The organism is Saccharopolyspora oryzae (assembly GCF_027853915.1).
GTDB lineage: Bacteria > Actinomycetota > Actinomycetes > Mycobacteriales > Pseudonocardiaceae > Saccharopolyspora > Saccharopolyspora oryzae.
In genome coordinates, this window is record NZ_JAQGLA010000048.1 from 1 (window position 1) to 23,437 (window position 23,437).

Genomic DNA, 23,437 nt, shown 5'->3' on the forward strand with positions numbered 1-23,437 from the left:
CATCACCAGCCAGACGTCGACGCCGCGTTCCACCGGTCGGTCGGCGACCCGATCCTGGTCCTGACGCTGATGGTGCTGTGGGTCTGCGCGACGCTGTTCCACGAGTTCGGCCACGCCGCGGGCTGCCACTACGGCGGTGCGAGACCGGGCGGGATCGGCGTCGGCATCCTGATCTTCTACCCGGCCTTCTACACCAACGTCACCGACGCCTACCGGCTGGACCGGCGCGGTCGGCTGCGCACGGACCTGGGCGGGATCTACTTCAACGCGATCTTCATCGTGGCCATGTTCGGGCTCTACCAGGCGACCGGGCTGCCATCGCTGATGGTGTTCATGGTGCTCAACCACCTGCAGATCCTGCAGCAGCTGCTGCCGCTGCTGCGGCTGGACGGCTACCTGATCCTCGGCGACCTGGTGGGCGTGCCGAACCTGTTCGCGTTCGTCGGCCCGGTGTGGCGGCGGATGCGCGGGAAGCCGGACGACGACAAGGCGGCGATGCACCAGGCGCTGCGCCCCCGGGTGCAGGTCCTGGTCACGGCCTGGGTGCTGATCGTGGTCCCGCTGCTGATCCTCGGGTTGACGATGCTGCTGATCCGGCTGCCGCTGTACCTGGCGACCGGGACGAGCCGGGCCCTGCAGTACGGCGAGGTCGCGTGGAACGCGGGCGGCAGCGGGCAGGTAGGCGTCCTGCTGATGGCGATCCTGTCGATGCTGATCCTGCTGGTGCCGTGGGTCGGCGGCACCGCGTTCGCGATCCGGACCGGTCGGCGGATCACCCGGCTCGTGGTCAAGCTGCGGGCTCGGCGGCAGGCCCGGCCGCACGCCCGGCACCGCAAGCGCTCCGGACGCTGGCACCCGCCCAAGGCTGCGTGAGTCCGGTTCGAGAAGGGGGGAGGGCGAGCTCCGGCACCGCATGGCGGGACCGGAGCTCGTCTTTGCTGCACCAGGTGATCTACCTGCAACAACAGGATCAGGAGTCACGTTGGGTAGTCCCGTAACAGCCGACCGGAGCCACCCGATTGGAGCGGGTGTGGGCACCCCGGTCCCGGTACGCGAACCGGTGATCGGGAGGGGGAAGCCCACTTCAGCTCGGTCGAGGGGGGAACTATGAGCGGTGGCACGGTGCAGTCGGCGGAACGCCGGCGGACGCGCACGCCAGCGCAGCCCGATCAGCCGTTCCGGCTGACGCTGCTGGGTGGCTGGGAGCTGCAGGCGAGCGGCGAGGCGGTGGCGATGTCCAGCAGCGGACAGCGCCTGCTGGCCCTGCTCGCGCTGCGCGGGCGCACTCAGCGCGACTACGCCGCGGGCATCCTGTGGCCGGAGAGCGACGACCAGAACGCGCTGGCGAACCTGCGGACCACGCTGTGGCGGGTGCGCCAGCGGGCCCGGGGCGCGGTGATCAGCACGCAGCACGAGATCGAGCTGGCGCCGCTGGTGTCGCTGGACATCGACGGCCTGGTCGCCGCCGGGCGCTACCTGCTGGAGGACGGCTCGGGGGACTCGCCGGGCGACTGCGCGGAGATCGGCCGCGACCTGGCGAACCACGCCCCGCTGCTGCCCGGCTGGTACGACGACTGGGTGCTCACCGAGCGGGAGCGCCTGCAGCAGCTCCAGGTGCACGCGCTGGAGGTCGCGGCGGAGCGGCTGGTGCAGTCCCGCCACCTGGCCAGCGCCCTGGAGATCGCGCAGGCGGCGACCCAGGTGGAGCCGTTCCGCGAGACGGCGCACTGCGCGGTGGTGAAGGTCCTGCTGCAGCAGGCGAACCCGGCGCAAGCGGTCCGCCACTACCGCCGCTACGAGAACCTCCTGGACCGGGAGCTGGGCATCCGCCCCTCGGACCACCTCCGCAACCTCGTCCGCCCAGTCCTCACCACCTGATCCCGCCGTCGGGGCCTCCCGGTGCTCCGGGGCCGAGGGTCCCGACGCACTGGGTCCGGACACGCCGGGGTTCCGACACGCCGGGGGTCACAGTTTCAATTGAAACTGCGGAACCAGGTGTCGGCGTGTCGGGAGGGGACACGCCGGAGGGACCGCAAATTCCATCGAAATCGGACGTGCGATTTCAATGGAATTTGCGGATCCCCGGGTCAGGAGGCGAGCGCGGACTTGGCGGCCTTGCGGGCTTCGGCCGGGGTGGACGTGGCCAGGGCTGCTTCGGCGGCTTGGCGGAAGGCGGCCATGGGGTGCTCGGCGAGGGCCGCGCCGACTGCCGGGACCGCTGCTCCGGCCATCGAGAGGCTGGTCGCGCCGAGTCCGGCCAGCACGCCGGCCAGCTGCGGGTCGGACGCCGCTTCGCCGCACACCCCGACCGGTTTGCCCAGTTCGCGCCCGGCCTCGCCGACCTGCGCGATCAGGCGCAGCAGCGCGGGCTGCCACGGGTCGTTGAGCTCGGCGAGCGCACCGGCCATCCGGTCCGCGGCGAACACGTACTGGGCCAGGTCGTTGGTGCCGATGCTGACGAAGTCGACGGCGGCCAGGATCTCCGGAGCGCTCAGCGCGGCGGCCGGGATCTCGATCATCACCCCGGCGCGCGGCAGGCCCGCCGCGCGGACCCGCTCGGCGAACCAGGCGGCTTCCGCCGCGGTGGCGACCATCGGCGCCATCACGGAGACCTCGGCACCGGAGTCGGCGGCCGCACCGGCGATCGCGGCCAGCTGCCGGTCCAGCAGGTCCGGCCGGTCGAAGGCCACGCGCAGGCCGCGGACGCCGAGCGCCGGGTTCGGTTCGACGCCCATGTCCAGGAACGCCAGCGGCTTGTCCGCCCCGGCGTCGAGGGTGCGCACGACGACCGGCTTGCCCGCAAACGGTTCGAGCACCTCGCGGTAGGCCGCGCGCTGGGTTTCCACGGACGGCTCGTCGTCGGCCGCGAGGTAGCAGAACTCGGTGCGGAACAGCCCGATTCCCTGGGCCCCGGCATCCGCCGCAGCACGCGCATCAGCGGCCGAGCCGACGTTGGCGATGACCTTGACCGGTTCGCCGTCCGCCGTGGCGCCGATGCCGTTCCACTCGACGGCCGCGGCCCGTTCGGCGGCCTGCACGGCCACCTCTTCGCCGCTGATCTCCACCTCGCCGCTGTCGCCGTCGACGACGGCGCCGACCGCGTCGGGCGCTTCGAGCACGCCGCGGACCGCGACCACGGCCGGAATGCCCAGCGCACGCGCCAGGATCGCGGTGTGGCTGGTCGGACCGCCCTCCTCGGTGACCAGCGCGAGCACCAGCCCCGGGTCCAGGTCGGCGGTGTCGGCGGGGGCGAGGTCGCGGGCCAGCAGCACGCTCGGCCGCTCGAGCTCGGGCACGCCGGGCGGGGTCACGCCGTGCAGCTCGGCGATGATCCGGTCCCGCACGTCCTGCACGTCGCGGGCGCGTTCGGCCATGTAGCCGCCGGCTGCGCGGAGGGCGTCGGCGAACCCGTTCGCGGCTTCGAAGATCGCGCGCGGCGCGGGCAGCGAGCGGGCGGTGACCTGCTGTTCGGCTTGCGAGATCAGCGCCGGGTCCATGGCCATCGCGGCGGTGGTTTCCAGGACGGCCTTCGCGTCGCCTTCGACTCGCGCGGCGCGCTGGAACAGCCGCTCGGCCACGGCGTCGGCGGCGGGGCGGATCCGCTCGGCCTCGGCGGTCGGGTCGGTCGGCGCGGGAGTGGCGGGCGGTTCGGGCAGTGGATCGGCGACCCGGGCGACCGGCCCCGAGGCGCGGCCGGAGCTGACTCCGACACCAGTCAAACGCGACATGGTCTAGACCATACCTTTCCGAGGTCTTCTGCATAAGCCTCATCGACGCGGCTCACTCCGAGCGGGAGATCCCGCCCGACACGGCGCGTCAGATCGACCTTTGCGGCGATCGTAGGCATCCGTCCACCGTTCGGCGCGATGCGGACGTGGGCGCCCCCACACGCGGTGACCTCAGTGGTTCCTACGTCACCCGAATGTCGCAGCACGATGATTACCCATGAGTAACAAGTGAGTAGCTGTACGGATCCTGGCGGCACCCCGCGAACAGCAAGCTGTTGGCATGGCACTGAGCACGCAGATCACCGAGCCGACCCCGACCACCGACTGGTTCGCCGAGCCGCTGGCGGCGATCATCCGCCTGTTCTCGGCCCAGCTCCCGGACGTCCCCGAGAGCTCGGAGAACCCCGACGCCACGACCAACACGCTCCCGCCGCCGACGAGCGAGTGGCCCGACTGGGCGCCCCCCGCAGCGGGGGAGACGGTCGACACCAGCCTGGCGACCCCGGCCTTCATCCCGGTGGCCCGGATGGCGAGCTGACCGACGACCGATGCCGACACGAGAGAACCGAACCTGAACGGCCCGTTCACCTCGGAGGAGGAGCGGGCCGTTCGCCGTTCCGGCGGGCCACTGTGGAGCTTCCGGGGGTCCACCGTTCGAGCTAACTTGCGGCCGGATGCGGATCTTTTCCACGTTGTCCGGCGTCAGACTGAACAGGTTGCTGCTCGCCGGTATCGCGCCACCGACGATCACAACCCCAAGGGCCGACCGCAACGCCCCCCGTGCGGTCGGCCCTTGTCACACCTGCCTTAGAACTCGTTCTCGTCTGGGCACGGCGCATCGAAGGCAAAAATCTTGGTCAAAGGCAGTTAGCTCTCCTTGCGGAGGCCCATGGCCTTCAGCGCTCCGTCGACCAGGCCCGGCTTCTGCTCCGGGAGGAGGTGCGGCGCGTGTTCGCCGACCGCGTCGAGGACGGTGCCCGCCGAGGGGTTGACCGCCTGCCACTCGCCGATCACGACCGTCGGGACGGTCTCGTTGCCGTCGGCGATGCTGCGCACGGTCGCCGCCGCCTCCGCGTCGTCCCAGATGTCCACCTCGGTGAACTCCAGCCCCTGGCGGCGCAGCCCGGCGCGCAGCGAGGTGCAGAAGGGGCATCCCGGACGGGTGTAGACGACGACTTCCTGCACTCCGGCGGTCATGTTTCCTCCTAGATCGCGAACCGGGTCCACGAGCTGCAACGCGACGGGCACCCGGTTCATTCGCCCCGCGCCCGCACCCGGTGCGAACGCGAACCAGCCGAATCGACGCTAGCTCACCCGGTCCGGCCATCCGATGGGACACAATCGCTGCGTCCGGAGGAGGTGCCGCATGACCGAGGTGTCCAGGCGCGAGCGGCTCCGCGCCGCCACCGAACTGGAGATCCGCCAGCACGCCCGGGTGCTGCTGGCCGAGCACGGCAGCGATGCGGTCACCTTGCGAGCCATCGCGCGCGAGCTCGGCATCACCGCCCCCGCGCTGTACCGCTACTACGAGTCCCGCGAGGACCTGCTCCGCCAGCTGTGCGACGACATCTGCACCGACCTCGCCGCCGAGCTGCACGGCGAGTCGGAGGAGGTCGGCGAGCGGTTCCTGGACAAGATCTTCGCGGTGTGCCGCGGGTTCCGCTGCTGGGCGCTGGCCCACCCGGAGGAGTTCGCGCTGGTCTTCGCCACCCCGCAGCCCGAGGCGGAGCAGCACCGGCCGGACCAGTTCGCGACGGTCTTCCTCGGCCTCGTCGGCCCGTTCCTCGCCGAGGGCGCGGTCCTGGTGGCCCCGGCGGACCTGACACCGGAGCTGCCGGACCTGTCCGACCACCAGAAGTCCCTGGCAGCGGCGTTCTCCACCGCGGGCGTGGAACTCCCGCCCGACGCGCTCCGAGCGGACGCGGTCTACTTCCTGCTCCGCTGGTGGGTCCGCCTCTACGGCCACGTGGCCTTGGAGGTCTTCGGCCGCTTCCCCTTCGACCTGACCGGCGCGGACCGCCTCTTCGAAGCGATGCTCCACGAGCTCACGACGGAAACCGGCCTCGCCTGACCAGAAAACGCGAAGGCCGCTGCGGGTGAGCCGCAGCGGCCTTCCGCCGACGCCGGCCTGTGGGGTGCTCGGGCCGGCGCGCTCGTCAGGGGGTGGTCACCGAGGAGATCGCACCCTTGTGCAGGTTCTTGATGACGTTGCGGGCGTCGCTGTACTGGTACGAGCCCGATTCGTACAGCACGTAGGCCGCGCCGCCGAACTCCGTGATGCCCTCCGCCATGCTCGGCGCCCGGTAGCACTTGGTGGACGGGCGGTCGATGTCGGTGGCGCCCTTGTCCACCACGTAGATGTTGCTGCGCTTGCTGCGGCCGTGCGACGTGGTGAACACGAACTTGTCGCCGGTGACCATGAGGCCCTGGGTCTTCTTCGGCACCTCGTAGGTCTTCTGCTCGGTCAGCGAACCGTCGTCGCCGACCTGGTACGACTGCATCGTGCCGCGCCCGGAGTCGTTGAACTTGCCCGCGTAGACGGTGCCGCCGTCCGCGGCCACGAAGGACGCCGCGGCGACCTTGCGGGACTCGCCGACCTGCTTGAGGTACGGGGTGCCGCCCTTCTTCATCGCGTCGCGCAGCTCGGAGAGCTTGTACTTGCGGATGGTGTGCTGGCTGCCGGAGTTGCGGCCCTGCACGAACGCCCAGCCCTTGCTGATCGCGATGCCGCCGACGTGCGATTCGGCGATGGCGACCGTGCCGACGTGCTTGCCGGTGTGCGGGTCGATGCCGATGATCAGCGCGTCCTGCCCGGGCTTCCCGTAGGAGGTCACCAGAAGCAGGTCCTTGCCCTCGCCGTCCCAGCCGGGCCAGGCGGCCAGGCCCTGCGGGGTCGTCTTGTCCAGCCCCGGCACGGCCGGGCCCTGGCCGAACACCTCGTCGTAGAACTTCGAGGCGGACGGCCCCGGGTAGAACGCCCCCTGCCCGCTGGCCGCGGACCGGCACGCGATGGCCTTGTCCTCGCCGGCCACCGCCGCGGTCGTGGTCGTCGCCGCGGTGCCCAGCAGCAGCGCACCGCTCAGCGCGGCGATCGTGACCTTTCGGAGCAGGGGTTTCATCGGGCCTCGCAAGAGCTCGTCGGCATCGGTTGGTCCCCGGTGGGACGCACCGAACCGAATTCGGTTCCCGCTCCGGCCGAATTTTTCACCGATCGAGCAGGAGGATGGGCGATTTCGCGCGGAATCACCGATTTTCCACGCGAAACCGCCCTCTGCTCACGAGCGCTCGTAGGCCCGCAGCTCCTCCTGCCGGTCGGCTTCCGCTCCGGTCGCGATCGGCGCGGTGAGCCACTGGCGCGGGATGCCGAAGGCCTCGACCAGATCCACCGCGTGCGGGCGGATCTGGCGGCACAACTCGTTGACCGCCTCGGTGATCGCCTTCGACCGGCGCGGCGTGATCCGCTCGTGCTCCAGGAACCAGGCGCGGTCCTCCTCGATGGTGGAGAGCACGAAGAGGTCGCACACCTTGTTCAGCAGCGCAGCAGTCTCCTCGTCGCGGCAGCGCTCGATCGCGCCGACGAACGCCTCCAGCAGCTGCCGCTCGACGTGCACGCGGCCCGCGCGCAGCACGTGGTCCTGAGCGCGGTTGAACACCTCGAAACCGTTGTCGCGATTGGCCTTCCGCAGTCGGCGGCCGAGACCGTCGAGGACGTGGCGCTCGCGCTCGTCGAACATCTCGAGCTGCCAGCCGCGGTCGAGGATGTCGTCCTTGCCCGAGCCGTCCATGATCCGCTGCACCAGGGACCGGGTGGCGCTGCGCTCGAACATCGCGCTGACGAACTGGTCGGCCAGGAACTTGGCCAGGCCGAGCGTGCCGAGGTCGGAGAACTGGTCCTTGTAGTCGGTCAGCAGCCCCTTGGCGACCAGCTGCAGCAGCACCGTGTTGTCGCCTTCGAAAGTGGTGAAGACGTCGGTGTCGGCCTTGAGCTGCGCCAGCTGGTTCTCCGCCAGGTAGCCCGCGCCTCCGCACGCCTCGCGGCAGGTCTGGATGGTGCGGGTGGCGTGCCAGGTGGTGATCGCCTTGAGCCCGGCCGCGCGGGCTTCCAGCTCGCGCTGCGCCCGCTCGTCGGTCGGCCCGTCGTGCAGGCTCGCCACCAGCTCTTCCTGCGCGAAGTGCAGGGCGAAGGTCTTGGCCAGCGCGGGCAGCAGTTTCCGCTGGTGCGCCAGGTAGTCCAGCACCACGACCTCGTCGGCGGAGCCGGGCCGGCCGAACTGGCGGCGCACGTCGCCGTAGCGCAGCGCGATCTCCAGCGCGAGCTTGGCGGCGCTGCCCGCGGTGCCCGCCACCGACACCCGGCCGCGGATCAGCGTGCCGAGCATGGTGAAGAACCGCTTGCCCTTGCTGGCGATCGGGCTGCTGTAGGTGCCGTCCTCGGCGACGTCGCCGTAGCGGTTGAGCAGCGCCTCGCGCGGCACCCGGACCTGGTCGAAGACGATCCGGCCGTTGTCCACGCCGTTGAGCCCGGCCTTGCGGCCGCAGTCGGTGATCTCCACGCCCGGCAGCGGATTCCCGGCCTGGTCGCGGATCGGCACCAGCAGCGCGTGCACGCCGTGGCCTTCCCCGCCGGTGATCAGCTGGGCGAAGACGACCGCCATCCGACCGTCGCGGGCGGCGTTGCCGATGTACTCCTTGCGCGCCGCTTCGTGCGGCGTATGCACGACGAATTCCTGCGACTCCGGGTCGTAGGTGGCGGTGGTGCGCAGGTTCTGGACGTCCGAGCCGTGGCCGGTCTCGGTCATCGCGAAGCAGCCCGGCAGCTCCGCGCTCATGATGTCGCTCAGGTAGCGCTCGTGGTGGCGTTCAGTGCCCAGCGCGACGACCGCGCCGCCGAACAGTCCCCATTGGACACCGGACTTGACCATCAGCGACAGGTTGCCGGGCAGCATCTCCAGCGACACCACCGAACCACCGGTGTCGCCGCTGCCGCCGTAGGCGGACGGGAAGCCGAGACCGGGGACGCCGGTCTTGGCCAGCTGCTGCAGCTGCTCGAGGGTCCGCGCGCGGTGGCTCTCGGTGTCGAGGTCGTCAGCGGGCGCGAGGTCGACGCCGTCCAGCGCCTCCCGGACCTGGTTGCGAACGTGCGCCCAGCGTCCGTCCAGCAACGCCGTCAGCTCGCCTGCGTCGAATGCCATCGCGGCCTCCACTCGTCGGTACCGACTGCTCCAAGCGTAGTTACCGACGAGTAACCTCGCCACGTGACCTGGCTCTCCGGAGCGTTTGACCTTCACCCCGGGGCAAGCCGCAGGGTCGGGGCACCGGGCGAGGAGCCCGGCACGAGGAGGTGAGTCGTGGACGGACTGAGCATCGGTGAATTCGCACGCGCCTCGGGCCTGACGCCCAAGGCACTGCGACTCTACGACGAACTCGGACTCCTGCCACCCGAGCACGTCGACCAGCGCACCGGCTACCGGACCTACGTCCTGGAGCAGCTGGGCAAGGCGCAGCTGGTCGCCCGGCTGCGCTCGCTCGGCATGCCGCTGGCCCGGATCCGGGTCGTCGTCGACCTGCCACCGCTGGCCGCCGCCGCGGAGGTCATGTCGTACTGGCGGCAGGTCGAAGCCGAGACCGCGGCCCGCCGCGAGCAGGCCACCGCACTCGTGACCGACCTGTCCAGGAAGGACTTCGCCGTGACCAGCACTTCGGAATGGGAACTGCGCTGCGCCGCCCGCACGGACTGCGGGCTGGTGCGGCGGAGCAACGAGGACTCGGTGCTCGCGGGCTCGCGGTTGTTCGCCGTGGCCGACGGATTCGGGATGGAGGGCGAAGAACGAGCCGTCAGCGGCGCGGCGCTCGAAGCCCTCAGAACGCTGGATTCCGCTGAATCGAGCGGTGATCTGCTGCGCGACCTCGGTGACGCGACCGGATCCGCGCGTCGGGCGGTGCACGAGTTCTCCGGCACCGAAAGGGAGAACGTCGGCACCACGCTGACGGCGATGCTGTGGTCCGGATCCGGATTCGCCCTGGCGCACGTGGGAGATTCGCGCGCCTACTTGTTGCGCGGTGGCGAGCTCGCCCAGATCACCCACGACCACACCTTCGTCCAGTCCCTTGTGGACGAAGGACGGCTGACCCCGGAAGAAGCTGCGGCGCACCCGAAACGAGCTGAACTGCTGCGCGCGCTGGAACGCAGCGGCAGCGCGGAACCGGATCTGCACCTGCGCGAAGCGCACACCGGGGATCGCTACCTGCTGTCCTCGGACGGTCTGCACGCCGTGCTGAGCGACCGAGTCCTGCGGGACGTTCTCGATTCCGCTTCCAGCCCGAAGGAAGCGGTCGACCACTTCGTGCGGCAGGTCCACGACGCCGGAGCACCGGACAACGTCTCCTGCGTGGTGATCGACGCCGTCTCCCGCAACTGAAAACCGCTCTGAAAAGCGAAAAGCCGCCCCGCGCGAGTTGCGGGGCGGCTTTTCCCAGGTTCGTCAGGCGACGACGTTGACCAGGCGGCCTGGAACGACGATCACCTTGCGCGGGTCCTTGCCGTTCAGAGCTGCGGCGATCTTCTCGTCCGCCAGCGCCGCGGCCTTCACCGCGTCCTGGTCCGCCGAGGCCGGCACCACGACCCGGGAGCGGACCTTGCCGTTGACCTGGATCGGGTACTCCGCGGTGTCCTCGACCAGGTACTCCTCGTCGGCCACCGGGAACGGGCCGTGCGCCAGGCTCTCCGCGTTGCCCAGCCGGGCCCACAGCTCCTCGGCCAGGTGCGGCGTCAGCGGCGCGACCATCAGCACCAGCGGCTCCACCACCGCGCGCGGGGTGCCCGCCGCGGACGCGTAGGCCTTGGTGATCCGGTTGTTGAACTCGATCAGCTTCGCCACCGCGGTGTTGAACCGCATCTCCGCGTAGTCCTCGCGGACCCCGGCGATGGTCTTGTGCAGCGCGCGCAGCATCTCGACGTCCGGCTGCTCGTCGGTCACCCGCAGCTCACCGGTGGTCTCGTCGACGACGTTGCGCCACAGCCGCTGCAGGAACCGGTGCGAGCCGACGACGTCCTTGGTCGCCCACGGCCGCGAGGAGTCCAGCGGACCCATCGCCATCTCGTACAGCCGCAGCGTGTCCGCGCCGTAGGCGTCGGCCATCTCGTCCGGGGAGACGGAGTTCTTCAGGCTCTTGCCCATCTTCCCGTACTCGCGGCGGACTTCCTCGCCCTGGAAGAAGAACTTGCCGTCGCGCTCCTCCACCTCCTCGGCCGGGACGTAGACGCCGCGCGAGTCGGTGTAGGCGTAGGCCTGGATGTAGCCCTGGTTGTACAGCCGCCGGTACGGCTCCTCCGCCGACAGGTGGCCCAGGTCGAACAGGACCTTCTGCCAGAACCGCGAGTACAGCAGGTGCAGCACCGCGTGCTCCACGCCGCCGACGTACAGGTCCACGCCGCCCGGGTCGCTCGCACCGTGCTGCGCGGGGCGCTTGCCCATCCAGTACTGCTCGTTGGCCGGGTCGACGAACCGCTCGCCGTTGTCCGGGTCGATGTAGCGCAGCTGGTACCAGCAGGAACCGGCCCACTGCGGCATCACGTTGGTGTCGCGCTCGTAGTGCTGCAGCCCGTCGCCCAGGTCCAGCTCGACGTTGGCCCACTCGGTGGCCTTGGCCAGCGGCGGCTCCGGCCGGCTGTCGGCGTCCTCCGGCTCGAAGGTGCGCGGCGAGTAGTCCTCGACCTCGGGCAGCACCACCGGCAGCTGGTCCTCGGGCAGGCCCTGCGGCAGGCCGTCCTCGCCGTAGACGATCGGGAACGGCTCGCCCCAGTAGCGCTGCCGGGCGAACAGCCAGTCCCGCAGCTTGTACTGCACGGTGCCGCGGCCGTGGCCGTGCTCCTCCAGCCAGCTGATGATCGCCTTCTTGGCGTCCTCCAGCTCCAGGCCGTTCAGGTCCAGCCCGATCTGCGGGTTCGCGGAGTTGATCCGCGGCCCGGAACCGGTGAAGGCACCGCCCTCGAAGTCCGCGGGCGGCTGCACGGTGCGCACGATCGGCAGCCCGAAGACCTCGGCGAACTCGTGGTCGCGGGTGTCCTCGCCGGGCACCGCCATGATCGCGCCGGTGCCGTAGCCCATCAGCACGTAGTCGGCGATGAACACCGGGATCCGCTCGCCGTTGACCGGGTTGGTCGCCCAGGCACCGGTGAAGACGCCGGTCTTCTCCTTGTTCTCCTGGCGGTCCAGGTCGGACTTCATCGACGCCGCGCGCCGGTACTGCGCGACGGCCTCCGCCGGGGTGGCCGCACCGCCGGTCCAGCGGTCGTCCGCGCCCTCCGGCCATGACGTCGCGGTCAGCTCGTCGACCAGCGGGTGCTCCGGGGCCAGCACCATGTAGGTCACGCCGAACAGCGTGTCCGGGCGGGTGGTGAAGACCTCGACGTGGTGCGCGGAGCCGTCCAGCGGGAACACCACGTTCGCGCCCTGCGAGCGGCCGATCCAGTTCCGCTGCATGGTCTTGACCTTCTCCGGCCAGTCCAGCCGGTCCAGGTCGTCGACCAGGCGGTCGGCGTAGGCGGTGATCCGCATCATCCACTGCTTCAGGTTCTTGCGGAACACCGGGAAGTTGCCGCGCTCGGTCAGGCCGTCGGCGGTGACCTCCTCGTTGGCCACCACGGTGCCCAGGCCCGGCGCCCAGTTGACCGGCGCCTCGGAGACGTAGGCCAGGCGGTGCGAGTCGATGATCTCGCGCTGCTCGACGCGGGACAGCTCGCTCCACGCGCGGCCGTCCGGGGTGGCGCGCTCACCGCTGGCGAACTGGTCCTCCAGCTCGCTGATCGGCCGCGCCCGGCGCGCGTCGGCGTCGTACCAGGCGTTGAAGATCTGCAGGAAGATCCACTGCGTCCAGCGGTAGAAGTCGATGTCGGTGGTGGCGATCCGGCGGCGCTCGTCGTGGCCCAGGCCCAGGCGGCGGATCTGCCCCAGGTACCGCTCGATGTTCTGCTCGGTGGTGGTCCGCGGGTGGGTCCCGGTCTGCACCGCGTACTGCTCGGCGGGCAGGCCGAACGCGTCGAAGCCCATCGTGTGCAGGACGTTGCGGCCCTGCATCCGGTGGTAGCGGGCGTAGACGTCGGTGCCGATGAAGCCCAGCGGGTGGCCGACGTGCAGGCCCGCGCCCGAGGGGTACGGGAACATGTCCTGGACGAACAGCTTGTCCTCGGGCACGTCACCCTTGAGCGACCCGGCCGGGTTGGGCGCGTGGAAGGTGCCGCGCTCCTCCCACCGGTTCTGCCACCGCTGCTCGATCTCGACCGCCGTCTCCGCGGTGTAGCGGTGCTGCGGAACCTCTTCGGTCGAGGTCTCTGCCTGGCCACTCATCGGTTTGTGTCCTTCCCTGCCTTGCCCTCGAACGCGCGAGTCGTGCGCTCCTAGTGTGCCGCCTGCGAAAAACGGAAAACCCCCCAGGCCCTACCGGGCATGAGGGGTCGCCGCGTTGACGTCGCCTAGCGGACGGTCAACGCGGCCTCGCAAGGAGCAGCCTCGCGCACATGCACCAAGGGTAACCGAGAGCGCCAAACGCGTTTTTCACCGCAGCTCAGCGGACGGCGAGGGTGATGAGCTGAGTGGTCTGGGCGGGGGAGAAGTTGTCGTCGCTGACGAGGGTCAGGGTGCGGCGGCCGTCCGGCAGGCGCGGGCCCCAGGTCATGCCCTCGACGTTGTCGATCGTGCTCAGGTCCAGGTCGGACAGGTCGACCAGCAGTTCCTTGCGGAGCGGGCGGACGTTCGCGCCGGTCAGCGAGTCGACGTCGCGGACGTCCGTGGCGCCGCGCAGGTCGACGCGGTAGATGCGGATCGAGTTGCCGACGCCGGTGACGAAGGAGCGCTCCATCACCAGGTACTGGCCACCTCGGTCGGCCAGGACCGCGCTGACCCCGTTGTTGCTGAAACCGCCGGTCGGCGACTCGGCGAACACCGGGTCCAGCGGGTAGGCGTACTGGCCGAGGACGTGACCGCCGCGGCTCTGCACGCTGATCCGGGACAGGGCGCCGTGCTCGGTGGTCGGCGACTCGCCGTCCTGGACCAGCGGGCCTTCCATCGCGGTGACCACCCGGGTGCCGCCGTCGGCCAGCGTGAGGCCCTCCAGCACCTCGTTCTGCTTCGGCCCGGTCTCCGGCCGCATCCGCAGGTTGTCCGGGATCGGCAGGTCGCCGGTGAAGGCGCCGTCGGCGCTCGCGCGGCGGATCGTCGGGTCGATCAGCTGCTGGGCGCGCTCGCCCTCGCTGGTCCACCAGATCTCGCCGGTCCACGGGTCCCAGCGCACGTCCTCCGGGTCGACGGTGCCCTTCGGGTAGGTCGTGCCGTCCGGGCGCAGCAGCGGCTTCGTGCCGGTGAGCCGGAACTCGCTCCCGTCGAAGCGGCCGGTGTAGATCCGCGCCGGCTGCTTGTCGGAGCGGTCGTCGCTGATCAGCACCCACTCCCCGGTCCTGGGGTCGTAGTCCAGCCCGGACAACCCGCCGACCGTGGTCCCCTCGAACTGCATCGCGTGCGGCAACGTCGTCTCGCCGACCAGCTCGACCCGGTCGGTCCCGGCTCCCGCCGGAGCCGCCGCCGCGACCAGCAGCGCGGAGGCCAGCACCCCGCTCAGCGCAGTTGTCCTCACCATGCCCGAATCACACCCGATCAGGGTGTCCACCAAGTGTCGATCAGGTGACCCCTCGCTCCCACCAGGACCACAGTTTCAATTGAAACTGCGATTCCCCGTGCCTGGCGTGCGCAGTTTCAATTGAAACTGCGGATTCACCGGAGCCCCGGACGGGTGTACTGCGAACGGGCGTAAGTGCACCGTGATGCAGGTCAAGTCGGGTGTTCTCCTACGCTGGTGCGGTGCTCGCTGTTCAGGTGATCCTCTGCGCGATCTTGGTCCTCGGCGGGGCGGCTCTGCTGCTGCTCGGCTTCCGGGGGCTGCGCGGGCAGCTGCCCCGCAACCGCTACGTCGGTGTCCGCACCCCCGCCGCCATGAGCAGCGACGAGGCCTTCGACGTCGCCAACCGCGCGGCCGCGCCCGCGATGCTGGCCGGTGGCGCGGCGGCCGTGCTGGCCGGTGCGTCGCTGCCGGTGCTGGCCTCGACGTTCTCCGTGGTGATGATCTCGGTGTTCGGTCTGGTCGGGGCGTTCGCGCTGATGACCGCGGGCGGCGTGGTCGGCAACCGCGCGGCCGAGGCGGTGCCCGCCCCGGCGCCCGCCGGTGGTTGCGGTGGCTGCGCCGGCGGCTGCTGCAGCTCGCTCCCGCGCGACTGATCGGGACACGACCGCGATACCCCTTCTGACCGAGGCCGCACGTGGCAACGTGGCGGCATGCTGAGGTGTACTCGCTTCCACGCCGGCGGGTCTTCGGAGATCGCCGAGGACGACGTGCTCGACTCCCTGCGGAGCGTGCCGGAGGACAGCTTCGTGTGGCTGGCGCTGTCGCCGGCCCGGCTGGACCTGCTGCACGACGCGGCCCGCGTGCTGGAACTCCCGCAGCTGGCCGTGGACAACGCGGCGCACCCCCACCAGCGCGCCAGGATCGAGCAGTACCCGAACTGCGTCTACCTGGTCCTCAAGGTCCTCAGCTACACCGAGTCCACCTCGCAGATCAGCACCGGCGACGTGGTCCTGTTCCTGACCCCGAACGCGCTGATCACCGTCGTGCACGGCACCGAGGACCCGACCGCCGAGGCGCGGCGCCGGGCCGCTGACCTCCCGGAACTGCTCGACAGCGGCCCGCGCGCAGCGGCCTACCTGGTCACCGACACGGTCGTCAACGCCTACCTCTCCGCCGCCGACCAGCTCCGCGGCGATCTCACCGAGCTGGAGCAGCGCGTCTTCGCGCCCGGCCGGGACGACGTGACCCCGGACCTGTACTCGCTGAAGCGGGAGGTGCTGGAGGCCCGCGACGCCGTCGAGCCGCTGCTGCCGGTGGCGCACCGGCTGGTCCAGCCGAACAACGGCGAGGCCGGTCCGCTCCGGCACCACTTCCGCGACGTGGCCAACCACCTGCTGCGGGTCGGCCGCGATCTGAGCTCCTGCGACGAGCTGCTCACCTCGGTGCTGGACGCCCAGTTCTCCCGGGCCGGGCTCTGGCAGAACGAGGACATGCGCAAGATCTCGGCCTGGGCGGCCATCGCGCTGGTGCCCACCATCGTGGGCGGGATCTACGGGATGAACTTCGAGAACATGCCCGAACTGCACTGGTCGTTCGGCTACCCGCTGGCGATCCTGGTGATCATCGGGGCCTGCACCGGCCTGTACGCGGCCCTCCGCCACAACCGCTGGCTCTGAGTTGTCCACAGGAAGCTGTGCACAACCCTGTGGACAACTGTGGATAACTTGGGGACAGCAGGTGGACAAGGCACCCGCGCAACGCGCTGACCAGCGGGTTGTCAGTTGAGGCGGACGTCTCCGGGATGTGTGGCGAGGAAGGCCAGCGGCGGTCCCTGGCGGCGCAGCACCCGGCCCCACAGCTCGGCGCCGGGGTCGGCGATCACGTCGTCCGGCAGCGCCGGGACCACGATCCAGTCGCCGCGCTCGATCTCGCCCGCCAGCTGCCCCGGCTCCCAGCCCGCGTAGCCCGCGAAGAACCGGAGGCCCCGCGTCTTCGGCACCAGGGCGTCGGGATCGCCGTCGAGGTCGACCAGACCGACCGGGCCGCGCACGCCGACCATGCCCGTGATCGCCCCGGTGTCCTCGCCCGCGCGCAGGGTCGCCAAGCAGATCGCGGTGCGCTGCTCGACGGGTCCGCCGACGAACAGCGACTGCGGCTCGGTCGCGTGCTGCCCCCACTTCGGCAGCACCTCGTGCACCGTGACCTCGCTCGGCCGGTTCAGCACGACGCCCAGGGTGCCCTCGGCGCGGTGGTGAATGACGTACACGACGGTTCGCCGGAAGTTCCGGTCCGCCAGCTGCGGAGCGGCGACGAGCAGCGTCCCCGGTTCCACGTCCGCGTCTGATCCCACCAACGCATGATCTCACTGGTTGCCCGGGCGCGGACAGAGGTCAGCGGGATCAATAACGGTGATTGTTCAAAAATCGCGGATATCATCGTGAAGTAGCACACACTATTACTACTAACCCTCTGACCTGCGATTCCAGGATTCAGGGAACGTCGATGCCCTGCTCACGAGCCCAGATCTTGAGCTCCTCGACGGCCTCCTCGTGGGACATCGGTCCGCGGTCGAGGCGCAGCTCCTTGAGGTGCTTCCAGGCCTTGCCGACCACCGGTCCGGGGTCGACGCCGAGCAGCCGCATGATCTCGTTGCCGTCCAGATCGGGCCGGACCTTCGCCAGGTCCTCCTCCGCCGCGATCCGGGCGATGCGCTCCTCCAGGTCATCGTAGGAGCGCTGCAGCGACGCCGCCTTGCGCTTGTTGCGGGTCGTGCAGTCCGCGCGCACCAGCTTGTGCAGCCGGGACAGCAGCGGGCCCGCGTCGTTGACGTAGCGGCGCACCGCCGAGTCGGTCCAGTGGCCGTCGCTGTAGCCGTGGAACCGCAGGTGCAGGAACACCAGATCGGCGACCTGGTTGATCACGTCCTTGGGGTAGCGCAGCGCGCGCAGCCGCTTGCGGGTCATCTTCGCGCCGACCACCTCGTGGTGGTGGAAGCTCACGCCTCCGCCGGACTCGAAGCGCCGGGTGCCCGGCTTGCCGATGTCGTGCAGCAGCGCGGCCAACCGCAGCACCAGGTCCGGCTCGCCGTCCGGGTCCTCCGCGCGCTCCAGGTCGATCGCCTGGTCCAGCACGGTCAGCGAGTGCCGGTAGACGTCCTTGTGCTGGTGGTGCTCGTCGATCTCCAGCTTCATCGCGGGCACCTCGGGCAGCACGTGGTCGGCCAGCCCGGTGTCCACCAGCAGCTCGACGCCGCGCCGCGGGTGCTCGCCGCACAGCAGCTTGGACAGCTCGACCTGGATCCGCTCCGGGGTGATCCGGGTGATCTCGGTGGCCATGTCGGTCATCGCCTGGACCACCCGGTCGCTGGCGGTGAACCCGAGCTGGGAGACGAACCGGGCGGCGCGCAGCATGCGCAGCGGGTCGTCGGCGAAGGAGTCCTCCGGGGCGGCCGGTGTGTCCAGCCGCCGCGCGGCCAGGTCGGCCATCCCGTCGTGCAGGTCGACGAACGACCGGCCGGGCAGCTCGATGGCCATCGCGTTGACGGTGAAGTCGCGGCGCACCAGGTCGCCCTCGATGGTGTCGCCGAAGGCGACGTCGGGGTTGCGGCCCACCCGGTCGTAGGTGTCGGCGCGGAAGGTGGTGATCTCCACCGTCGTCCCGTGCCGGAAGGCGCCGAGGGTGCCGAACTCGATCCCGGTGTCCCAGATCGTCTCGGCCCAGCCGCTCAGCAGTTCGCGGACCTGCTCCGGCCGCGCCTCGGTGGTGAAGTCCAGATCGGTGCCCAGCCGCCCGAGCAGCGCGTCCCGCACGCTGCCACCGACCAGGAACAGCCGGTGTCCGGCGGCGGCGAAGCGCTCGGCCAGCTCCTCCGCGACGGGCGCGACCCGCACCAGCTCGACCACGGCATTGCGCTGCGCTTGGCGTTCCCGCGCCTGCAGCTCGGCGGACGAGGTGGAGTCGTGGTGCGAAGGAGAGGACACGATTTACCAGGATATCGGCCGCACCCCCCACCCAATCACCCCTCCGCACCCAACGCCCCGGCCACCGACACCACAGCCCCCAGCGGCCCGTTTTGCCTGGTAAATACCCGTGAGTCCTTTGAGTCGCCATGGCAGCTCAAAAGACTCACGGCCCCCAGCCAGGCAAAAACGCTCCCCGGGCCGGACTACGAGCAGCAGGTGCTGGGGGGCGGATCGGCAGAGCGACCTACTCCACTGCCGAAGTCTGATCGCACTACCATCGGCTGCATGCCCCCGTCGCCCGGCCGCTCCGGCGGTGCTCAGCCGGGGCGTCGGAACCGGCGCCGACGGCGCAGGCTGCGGACCGTCGACGAGACGTCCGCCGGTGGGCTGGTGGTGAACGGCACCGAGGGGCTCGCTGCGATCATCGGGAGGCTGGACCGCAAGGGACGACTCCTGTGGTCGCTGCCGAAGGGGCACATCGAGGCCGGTGAGACCCCGGAGCAGACCGCGGTGCGCGAGGTCGCCGAGGAGACCGGGATCATCGGTCGCGTCGTGACCCCGATCGGCACCATCGACTACTGGTTCGTCGCGGGCAACCGGCGCATACACAAGACCGTGCACCACTTCCTGCTGGATGCGGTGGGCGGTGAGCTTTCCGACGAGGACGTGGAGGTCACCGAGGTGGCGTGGGTGCCGCTTGGTGAGCTGGACGAGGTGCTGGCCTACGCCGACGAGCGTCGGCTGGTGCGCCGCGCGCTGAGCTTGCGCGGCGACGGTGCGGACGGGACGAGCGATCGGTTCAGGGCCCGTCCGGTGCGAGGTAGCGGGACGGAGCCGGGTTGAGGTATCTGCTGGCCGCGGTGGTCGCGGTGCTGGTGATAGCGGGGCTTCCGGCGGTCTGGGCCCCGCAGGGCGCGGCTCAGGGCGACAACCCCGTCCAACTGGACGTGACCAAGATCACGCCCTCCGTGGTTTCGGACGGCGGCCCCGGCGAGGTCGTCATCACCGGCCGGTTGACCAACACCGGCGACAGCCAGATCAACGACATCGAGGCCCGCGTCCAGCGCGGCAACGCCGCCACCTCCGAGCCCGCCGTGCAGCGCGCCATGCGCAGCGCCACGCCGACGGTCACCGAACCGGCCTTCAGCCCGATCGCGGACGGCCTGGCGCCGGGGCAGCAGGCCGACGTCGAGATGCGCATCCCGCTGACCGGCCCGAACTCGCTGCAGCTCACCGAGCCCGGCACCTACCCGCTGCTGGTCAACGTCAACGGCGTGTCCGCATCGGGCGGCCGGGCGCGGATCGCCGAGTCGCGCTTCCTGCTGCCGGTGCTCAGCACCCCGGGCAAGCCGGCGCCGCCGCCCCCGCACCCCACCGACGTCAGCATGCTGGTGCCGGTCGTCGACTACCCGCGGCTCGAGCGGGAGGCGCTGCCCGGCATGCGCCCGGTGCTGGTCGACGACGCGCTGTCCACCTCGCTGGCCCCCGGCGGCCGGCTGTACGACCTGGTGCAGGCCGTCACCGACAGCGCGCCGTCGGGTTCGCCGCTGGGCAGCTCGCTGTGCTTCGCCATCGACCCGGACCTGCTGATCACCGTCCGCGCCATGCAGGTGCCCTACCAGGTGCGCCAGCCGGACGGCTCGCTCGCCGACGGCATCGGCACCGGCGCCGCGAACCTGTGGCTGACCAAGCTGAAGGAGGCCACCTCCGGTCGTTGCGTGATCGCGCTGCCCTACGCCGACGCCGACGTGGTGGCGCTGGGGCGCGCGGGCCTGCCGGACCTGGTCAACCTGGCGATGGACGGCGCCAACCTGCTCAAGGACAAGAACACGCTGGGCGTCGAACCGCGCAGCGTGCTCTGGCCCGTCGAGGGCGCGCTGGCCGATCCGCCGAGCGGCAACCTGCCCCGCACCGCGCTGCTGGAACCGCAGGCGCTGAACACCCCGGCCGGCTCGCTGGACCCGGTGCGCATCCGCGGCCGCGACATGACCGCTGTCCCGGTCGACCCGCTGCTGACCAGCGCGCTCGACCCGCTGCACGACACCGGGAAGAAGACCACCGCCCTCTCGCCGCCGAACGCGCCGTGGGAATCGACGCAGAACGCGCTCGGCGCGCTCGCCTTCCGGGCGACGCAGGGCTCCGTCGGCGACGCCACCTCGGTGATGGTGCCGCCGCGCCGCTGGGACGTCCGCGGCGACGACCTCCGCAGCCTGCTCGACGGCATGCAGGGCCTCGCCGACGCCGGGCTGATCCACCCCAAGGCGCTGCCCGAGCCGAACCCGGCGACGCTGCCCGAGGCCGACCTCAACTACCCGGTCGAGTCCGGTTCGTCCGAGGTGGCGCAGCCGGTGCTGCAGCAGCTGGCCGCGCAGAACTTCAAGGTCGGCGACCTGTTCCGGTCCTCCCAGCGCGATCCGTCCATCGACGTCGAGCCGGGGCGGATCACCACGCCGCTGGCCAACGGGCTGCTGCGCGGCGCGTCCAGCGCGTGGCGCGGCGACGCGAACGGCGCGGAGCACTGGGTGAACCTGGCCGGGCGCACCGTCGGGGAGATCTTCGGCAAGGTCCGCATCGAGGAGTCCCAGACCAGGCTGGTCGGCGCCTCACCGGACAGCCCGACCCCGCTGACCGTGGTCAACGACCTGCCGGTCACGGTCGGCGTGGTGTTCCGCATCCCGCCGGTGCCGGGCGTCCAGGTGCAGCACGACTTCGGCGACGTGGCCACCATCCCGGCGAACGGGCGGCGGGTGTTCTGGCTGCAGACCACGGCGCAGCGCGCCGGCACGTTCACCCTCGACGTCACGGTGACCACCAAGGACGGCACCCAATTCGGCAGCACGAAGCGGCTGCCGTACAGCTCGGGCAACTACGGACCGCTGATCCTGATCATCACCGGTGCCGCCGCCGCGCTGCTGGTGCTCATGTCCGGCCGGCGGATCTTCAAGCGGTTCCGGGCCAGGCAGCAGCGCCAGGCGGCGGAGCGGTCCGGCGCGGAGTCCCGATCGGAGGAAGCACCCCCGGACACGCCCGAGACCGCGCAGATCGCCACCACCGACGGTGATCGAAACCCGAGCTGAGATCCTGGTCGGTGCGCCATCCCGTCACACTTTCGGGGTGGCGTGCCGAGAAGTCGACAGGACGGGCGGGGCCACTCCGCGCGGGCGAAGGATTTGAGGCAGTGAACCGAAACAGGGATGCCGGGCGGCCGGGCGAACGCGCACCGCAGCCCGGGGCGCACCCCACCGTGCCGATCCGGCGACCGGACACCGCCCAGCCGCGCCCCGCACCGCCGATGGCGACCCCGCAGAACACTCGCCGCGGCTGGCACGTCGCCGAGACCCAGCCGATCGCGGCGGTCCCGCCGGAACCCGGCATGGACCAGGCCGCGGAGCAGGCCACCGAGCAGACCCAGGTGATCCGCCCGGTCTCGCCGGGCAAGGGCAAGCCGTCGCTGCTCAAGGCCAGCGGTTCGATGGCCGTCGCGACCCTGACCAGCCGGATCACCGGCTTCCTGTGGAAGCTGATGCTGGCCGGCGTGATCGGCTTCGGCATCGAGAACGACTCGTTCAACGTGGCCAACACGCTGCCGAACATGCTCTTCGAGCTGCTCATCGGCGGCGTGCTGACCAGCGTCGTGGTGCCGGTCCTGGTGCGCGCCCGCAAGGGCGACTCCGACGGTGGCGAGCGGTTCGTGCAGCAGCTGATGACGCTGGCGGCCGTGGTGCTGGCCGCCGGCACGCTGCTGGCGATGATCGCCGCGCCGCTGCTGACCGTGGCGCTGGTCTCCGACTCCGACGAGTCGAACCGGGACCTGGTCACCGCGTTCGCCTACCTGCTGCTGCCGCAGATCTTCTTCTACGGGATCAGCGCCCTGGTCGGCGCGATCCTGCAGGCCAAGCAGATCTTCAGCCCGCCGGCCTGGGCGCCGGTGGTGAACAACCTGGTGGTCATCGCCACCATCGGCGCGCTCGCGCTGATGCCGGGCGAGATCTCGCTGAACCCGGTCTCGATGACCGACCCGCAGGTGCTCGTGCTGGGCGTCGGCGTCACCCTCGGCGTGGTCTGCCAGGCGCTGGTGCAGCTGCCCGCGCTGCGCCGCACCGGGTTCCGGATGCGCTGGCGCTGGGGCTGGGACCGACGGCTCTCCGAGTTCGGCGGCCTCGCGCTGTGGATGCTCGGCTACGTCGCGATCAGCCAGATCGGTCTGGTCGCACTCAGCCGGGTGGCCACCGCGAACGCCCAGGGCGCCTGGTCGACGTACAGCTACGTGTGGATGTTGTTGCAGCTGCCCTACGGCGTGATCGGTTTCTCGATCATGACCGCGATCCTGCCGCGGATGAGCGCCGCCGCCGCGGACGGCGACCACCAGCGGGTCATCGACGACCTCTCGCTGGGCAACCGACTGTCCACTGTGACCCTTCTGCCGGTCAGCGCGGTGATGACCGCGCTCGGCGTGCCGCTGTCGCTGGCGCTGTTCGCGGTGAAGTCCGACATGTCCGGTCAGGCCAACACGCTCGGCCTCGCGCTGGCCGTCTCCGCGTTCGGCGTCCTGCCCTACGCGCTGACGATGATGCAGATGCGCACGTTCAACGCGCTGAGCGATGCGCGAACGCCGACGCTGATCATGGTCGTGATGACCGCCGCCAAGGTGCTGATGGCCTTCGCGCTGCCGGTGTTCCTGGCCCCCGACCAGGTGGTGTTCGGGCTTACCTTCGTGAACTCGTTCACCTTCATCGTCGGTTGGCTGGTCGGCGAGATCTGGCTGCGGAACCGGCTCGGCCCGCTGGGCAGCCGCCGATTCCTCAAGACGCTGGCGAAGACGCTGACCGCCTCCGTCGCGGGTGGACTGCTCTGCTGGGGCAGCGTGGTCGGCGTGGACGCGCTGATCCCCGGGGAAGCCGGCGCCGGCACCGGCTGGCTGCAGCTCCTGGTGGGCACAGTGGTCGGTTTCGCGGCGATCTTCGGCCTGATGTCGGTGCTGCGAGTGGCCGAACTCCAGCCCGCCATCGGGCGGCTCACCGGTTTGCTGCGTCGTCGCTGACTTTCGCGTCACGTACCCTCGGAGTCGAAGTCTCCTCCTGTGCGGGGAAGAGGGGTGGTACGCACCCCCTTGCGGACCGGGAGGAGCGGGAG

At 70.7% G+C, this 23,437-nt stretch carries 17 protein-coding genes and 1 pseudogene; 10 read left to right on the top strand and 8 right to left on the bottom strand.

The genetic code is table 11. The features are described 5' to 3' along the window. Both OU415_RS24200 and OU415_RS24205 read left to right on the top strand, forming a co-directional pair. A pseudogene (locus OU415_RS24200) lies at positions 1 to 873 on the top strand (hypothetical protein); the annotation flags it as partial. 234 nt (positions 874 to 1,107) lie between these two features. Then, on the top strand, positions 1,108 to 1,878 hold the full coding sequence (locus OU415_RS24205) for an AfsR/SARP family transcriptional regulator (protein WP_270951464.1): 771 nt from the start codon (positions 1,108 to 1,110) through the stop codon (positions 1,876 to 1,878). Positions 1,879 to 2,087: 209 nt separating this feature from the next. Here the strand turns inward: OU415_RS24205 and ptsP are convergent, their stop codons facing one another. Further along, the gene (gene ptsP / locus OU415_RS24210) at positions 2,088 to 3,728 is read right to left on the bottom strand and encodes a phosphoenolpyruvate--protein phosphotransferase (protein WP_270951465.1); all 1,641 of its coding nucleotides are present in this window, start codon (positions 3,726 to 3,728) and stop codon (positions 2,088 to 2,090) included. Between the two features lie 280 nt (positions 3,729 to 4,008). Between ptsP and OU415_RS24215 the strand changes: the two genes are divergently transcribed. After that, positions 4,009 to 4,266 carry a hypothetical protein gene (locus OU415_RS24215; RefSeq protein ID WP_270951466.1) on the top strand — a complete coding sequence of 86 codons (258 nt, stop codon included), beginning with the start codon at positions 4,009 to 4,011 and terminating at the stop codon, positions 4,264 to 4,266. Positions 4,267 to 4,595: 329 nt separating this feature from the next. Here OU415_RS24215 and OU415_RS24220 read toward each other — a convergent pair whose 3' ends face one another. After that, positions 4,596 to 4,925 (bottom strand): glutaredoxin family protein, encoded by a 330-nt coding sequence (locus tag OU415_RS24220; protein WP_270951468.1) that lies wholly within the window; start codon positions 4,923 to 4,925, stop codon positions 4,596 to 4,598. 169 nt (positions 4,926 to 5,094) lie between these two features. Between OU415_RS24220 and OU415_RS24225 the strand changes: the two genes are divergently transcribed. Further along, positions 5,095 to 5,799 carry a TetR/AcrR family transcriptional regulator gene (locus tag OU415_RS24225; protein ID WP_270951470.1) on the top strand — a complete coding sequence of 235 codons (705 nt, stop codon included), beginning with the start codon at positions 5,095 to 5,097 and terminating at the stop codon, positions 5,797 to 5,799. Between the two features lie 85 nt (positions 5,800 to 5,884). Here the strand turns inward: OU415_RS24225 and OU415_RS24230 are convergent, their stop codons facing one another. Both OU415_RS24230 and OU415_RS24235 read right to left on the bottom strand, forming a co-directional pair. Then, on the bottom strand, positions 5,885 to 6,847 hold the full coding sequence (locus OU415_RS24230; protein ID WP_270951471.1) for a hypothetical protein: 963 nt from the start codon (positions 6,845 to 6,847) through the stop codon (positions 5,885 to 5,887). 156 nt (positions 6,848 to 7,003) lie between these two features. Beyond that, complete coding sequence (locus OU415_RS24235; RefSeq protein ID WP_270951472.1) at positions 7,004 to 8,920, bottom strand: acyl-CoA dehydrogenase family protein; 1,917 nt, start codon at positions 8,918 to 8,920, stop codon at positions 7,004 to 7,006. A 156-nt stretch (positions 8,921 to 9,076) separates the two neighbouring features. Between OU415_RS24235 and OU415_RS24240 the strand changes: the two genes are divergently transcribed. Then, complete coding sequence (locus OU415_RS24240) at positions 9,077 to 10,147, top strand: MerR family transcriptional regulator (protein ID WP_270951473.1); 1,071 nt, start codon at positions 9,077 to 9,079, stop codon at positions 10,145 to 10,147. Between the two features lie 63 nt (positions 10,148 to 10,210). Here the strand turns inward: OU415_RS24240 and leuS are convergent, their stop codons facing one another. Both leuS and OU415_RS24250 read right to left on the bottom strand, forming a co-directional pair. Further along, positions 10,211 to 13,075, bottom strand: coding sequence for a leucine--tRNA ligase (gene leuS / locus OU415_RS24245; RefSeq protein WP_270951474.1), 2,865 nt, complete (start codon positions 13,073 to 13,075; stop codon positions 10,211 to 10,213). Positions 13,076 to 13,292: 217 nt separating this feature from the next. Further along, positions 13,293 to 14,360: an esterase-like activity of phytase family protein gene (locus tag OU415_RS24250; protein ID WP_270951475.1), complete on the bottom strand. Its 1,068-nt coding sequence runs from the start codon at positions 14,358 to 14,360 to the stop codon at positions 13,293 to 13,295. Positions 14,361 to 14,581: 221 nt separating this feature from the next. Here OU415_RS24250 and OU415_RS24255 point away from each other — a divergent pair, with 221 nt between their 5' ends. Together OU415_RS24255 and OU415_RS24260 are read left to right on the top strand one after the other, a co-directional pair. Next, positions 14,582 to 14,995 (top strand): SdpI family protein, encoded by a 414-nt coding sequence (locus OU415_RS24255; protein WP_270951476.1) that lies wholly within the window; start codon positions 14,582 to 14,584, stop codon positions 14,993 to 14,995. Positions 14,996 to 15,052: 57 nt separating this feature from the next. Then, positions 15,053 to 16,018 carry a magnesium and cobalt transport protein CorA gene (locus OU415_RS24260; protein WP_270951477.1) on the top strand — a complete coding sequence of 322 codons (966 nt, stop codon included), beginning with the start codon at positions 15,053 to 15,055 and terminating at the stop codon, positions 16,016 to 16,018. A gap of 101 nt (positions 16,019 to 16,119) precedes the next feature. On the opposite strand, the gene OU415_RS24265 is transcribed toward OU415_RS24260, so the two are convergent. Together OU415_RS24265 and OU415_RS24270 are read right to left on the bottom strand one after the other, a co-directional pair. Continuing rightward, complete coding sequence (locus OU415_RS24265) at positions 16,120 to 16,692, bottom strand: YqgE/AlgH family protein (RefSeq protein WP_270951478.1); 573 nt, start codon at positions 16,690 to 16,692, stop codon at positions 16,120 to 16,122. Positions 16,693 to 16,831: 139 nt separating this feature from the next. Then, complete coding sequence (locus OU415_RS24270) at positions 16,832 to 18,322, bottom strand: CCA tRNA nucleotidyltransferase (RefSeq protein WP_270951479.1); 1,491 nt, start codon at positions 18,320 to 18,322, stop codon at positions 16,832 to 16,834. A 267-nt stretch (positions 18,323 to 18,589) separates the two neighbouring features. Here OU415_RS24270 and OU415_RS24275 point away from each other — a divergent pair, with 267 nt between their 5' ends. From OU415_RS24275 to murJ, 3 genes are all read left to right on the top strand, one after another. Further along, positions 18,590 to 19,147, top strand: coding sequence for an NUDIX hydrolase (locus OU415_RS24275; protein WP_270951480.1), 558 nt, complete (start codon positions 18,590 to 18,592; stop codon positions 19,145 to 19,147). Next, entirely contained in the window at positions 19,144 to 21,381 is a 2,238-nt protein-coding gene (locus tag OU415_RS24280; RefSeq protein WP_270951481.1) for a DUF6049 family protein, read from the top strand. Before OU415_RS24275 ends, OU415_RS24280 begins: the two co-directional genes overlap by 4 nt. Positions 21,382 to 21,596: 215 nt before the next feature. Continuing rightward, positions 21,597 to 23,345: a murein biosynthesis integral membrane protein MurJ gene (gene murJ / locus OU415_RS24285; RefSeq protein WP_408641906.1), complete on the top strand. Its 1,749-nt coding sequence runs from the start codon at positions 21,597 to 21,599 to the stop codon at positions 23,343 to 23,345. The last annotated feature ends 92 nt before the right edge of the window (positions 23,346 to 23,437 follow it).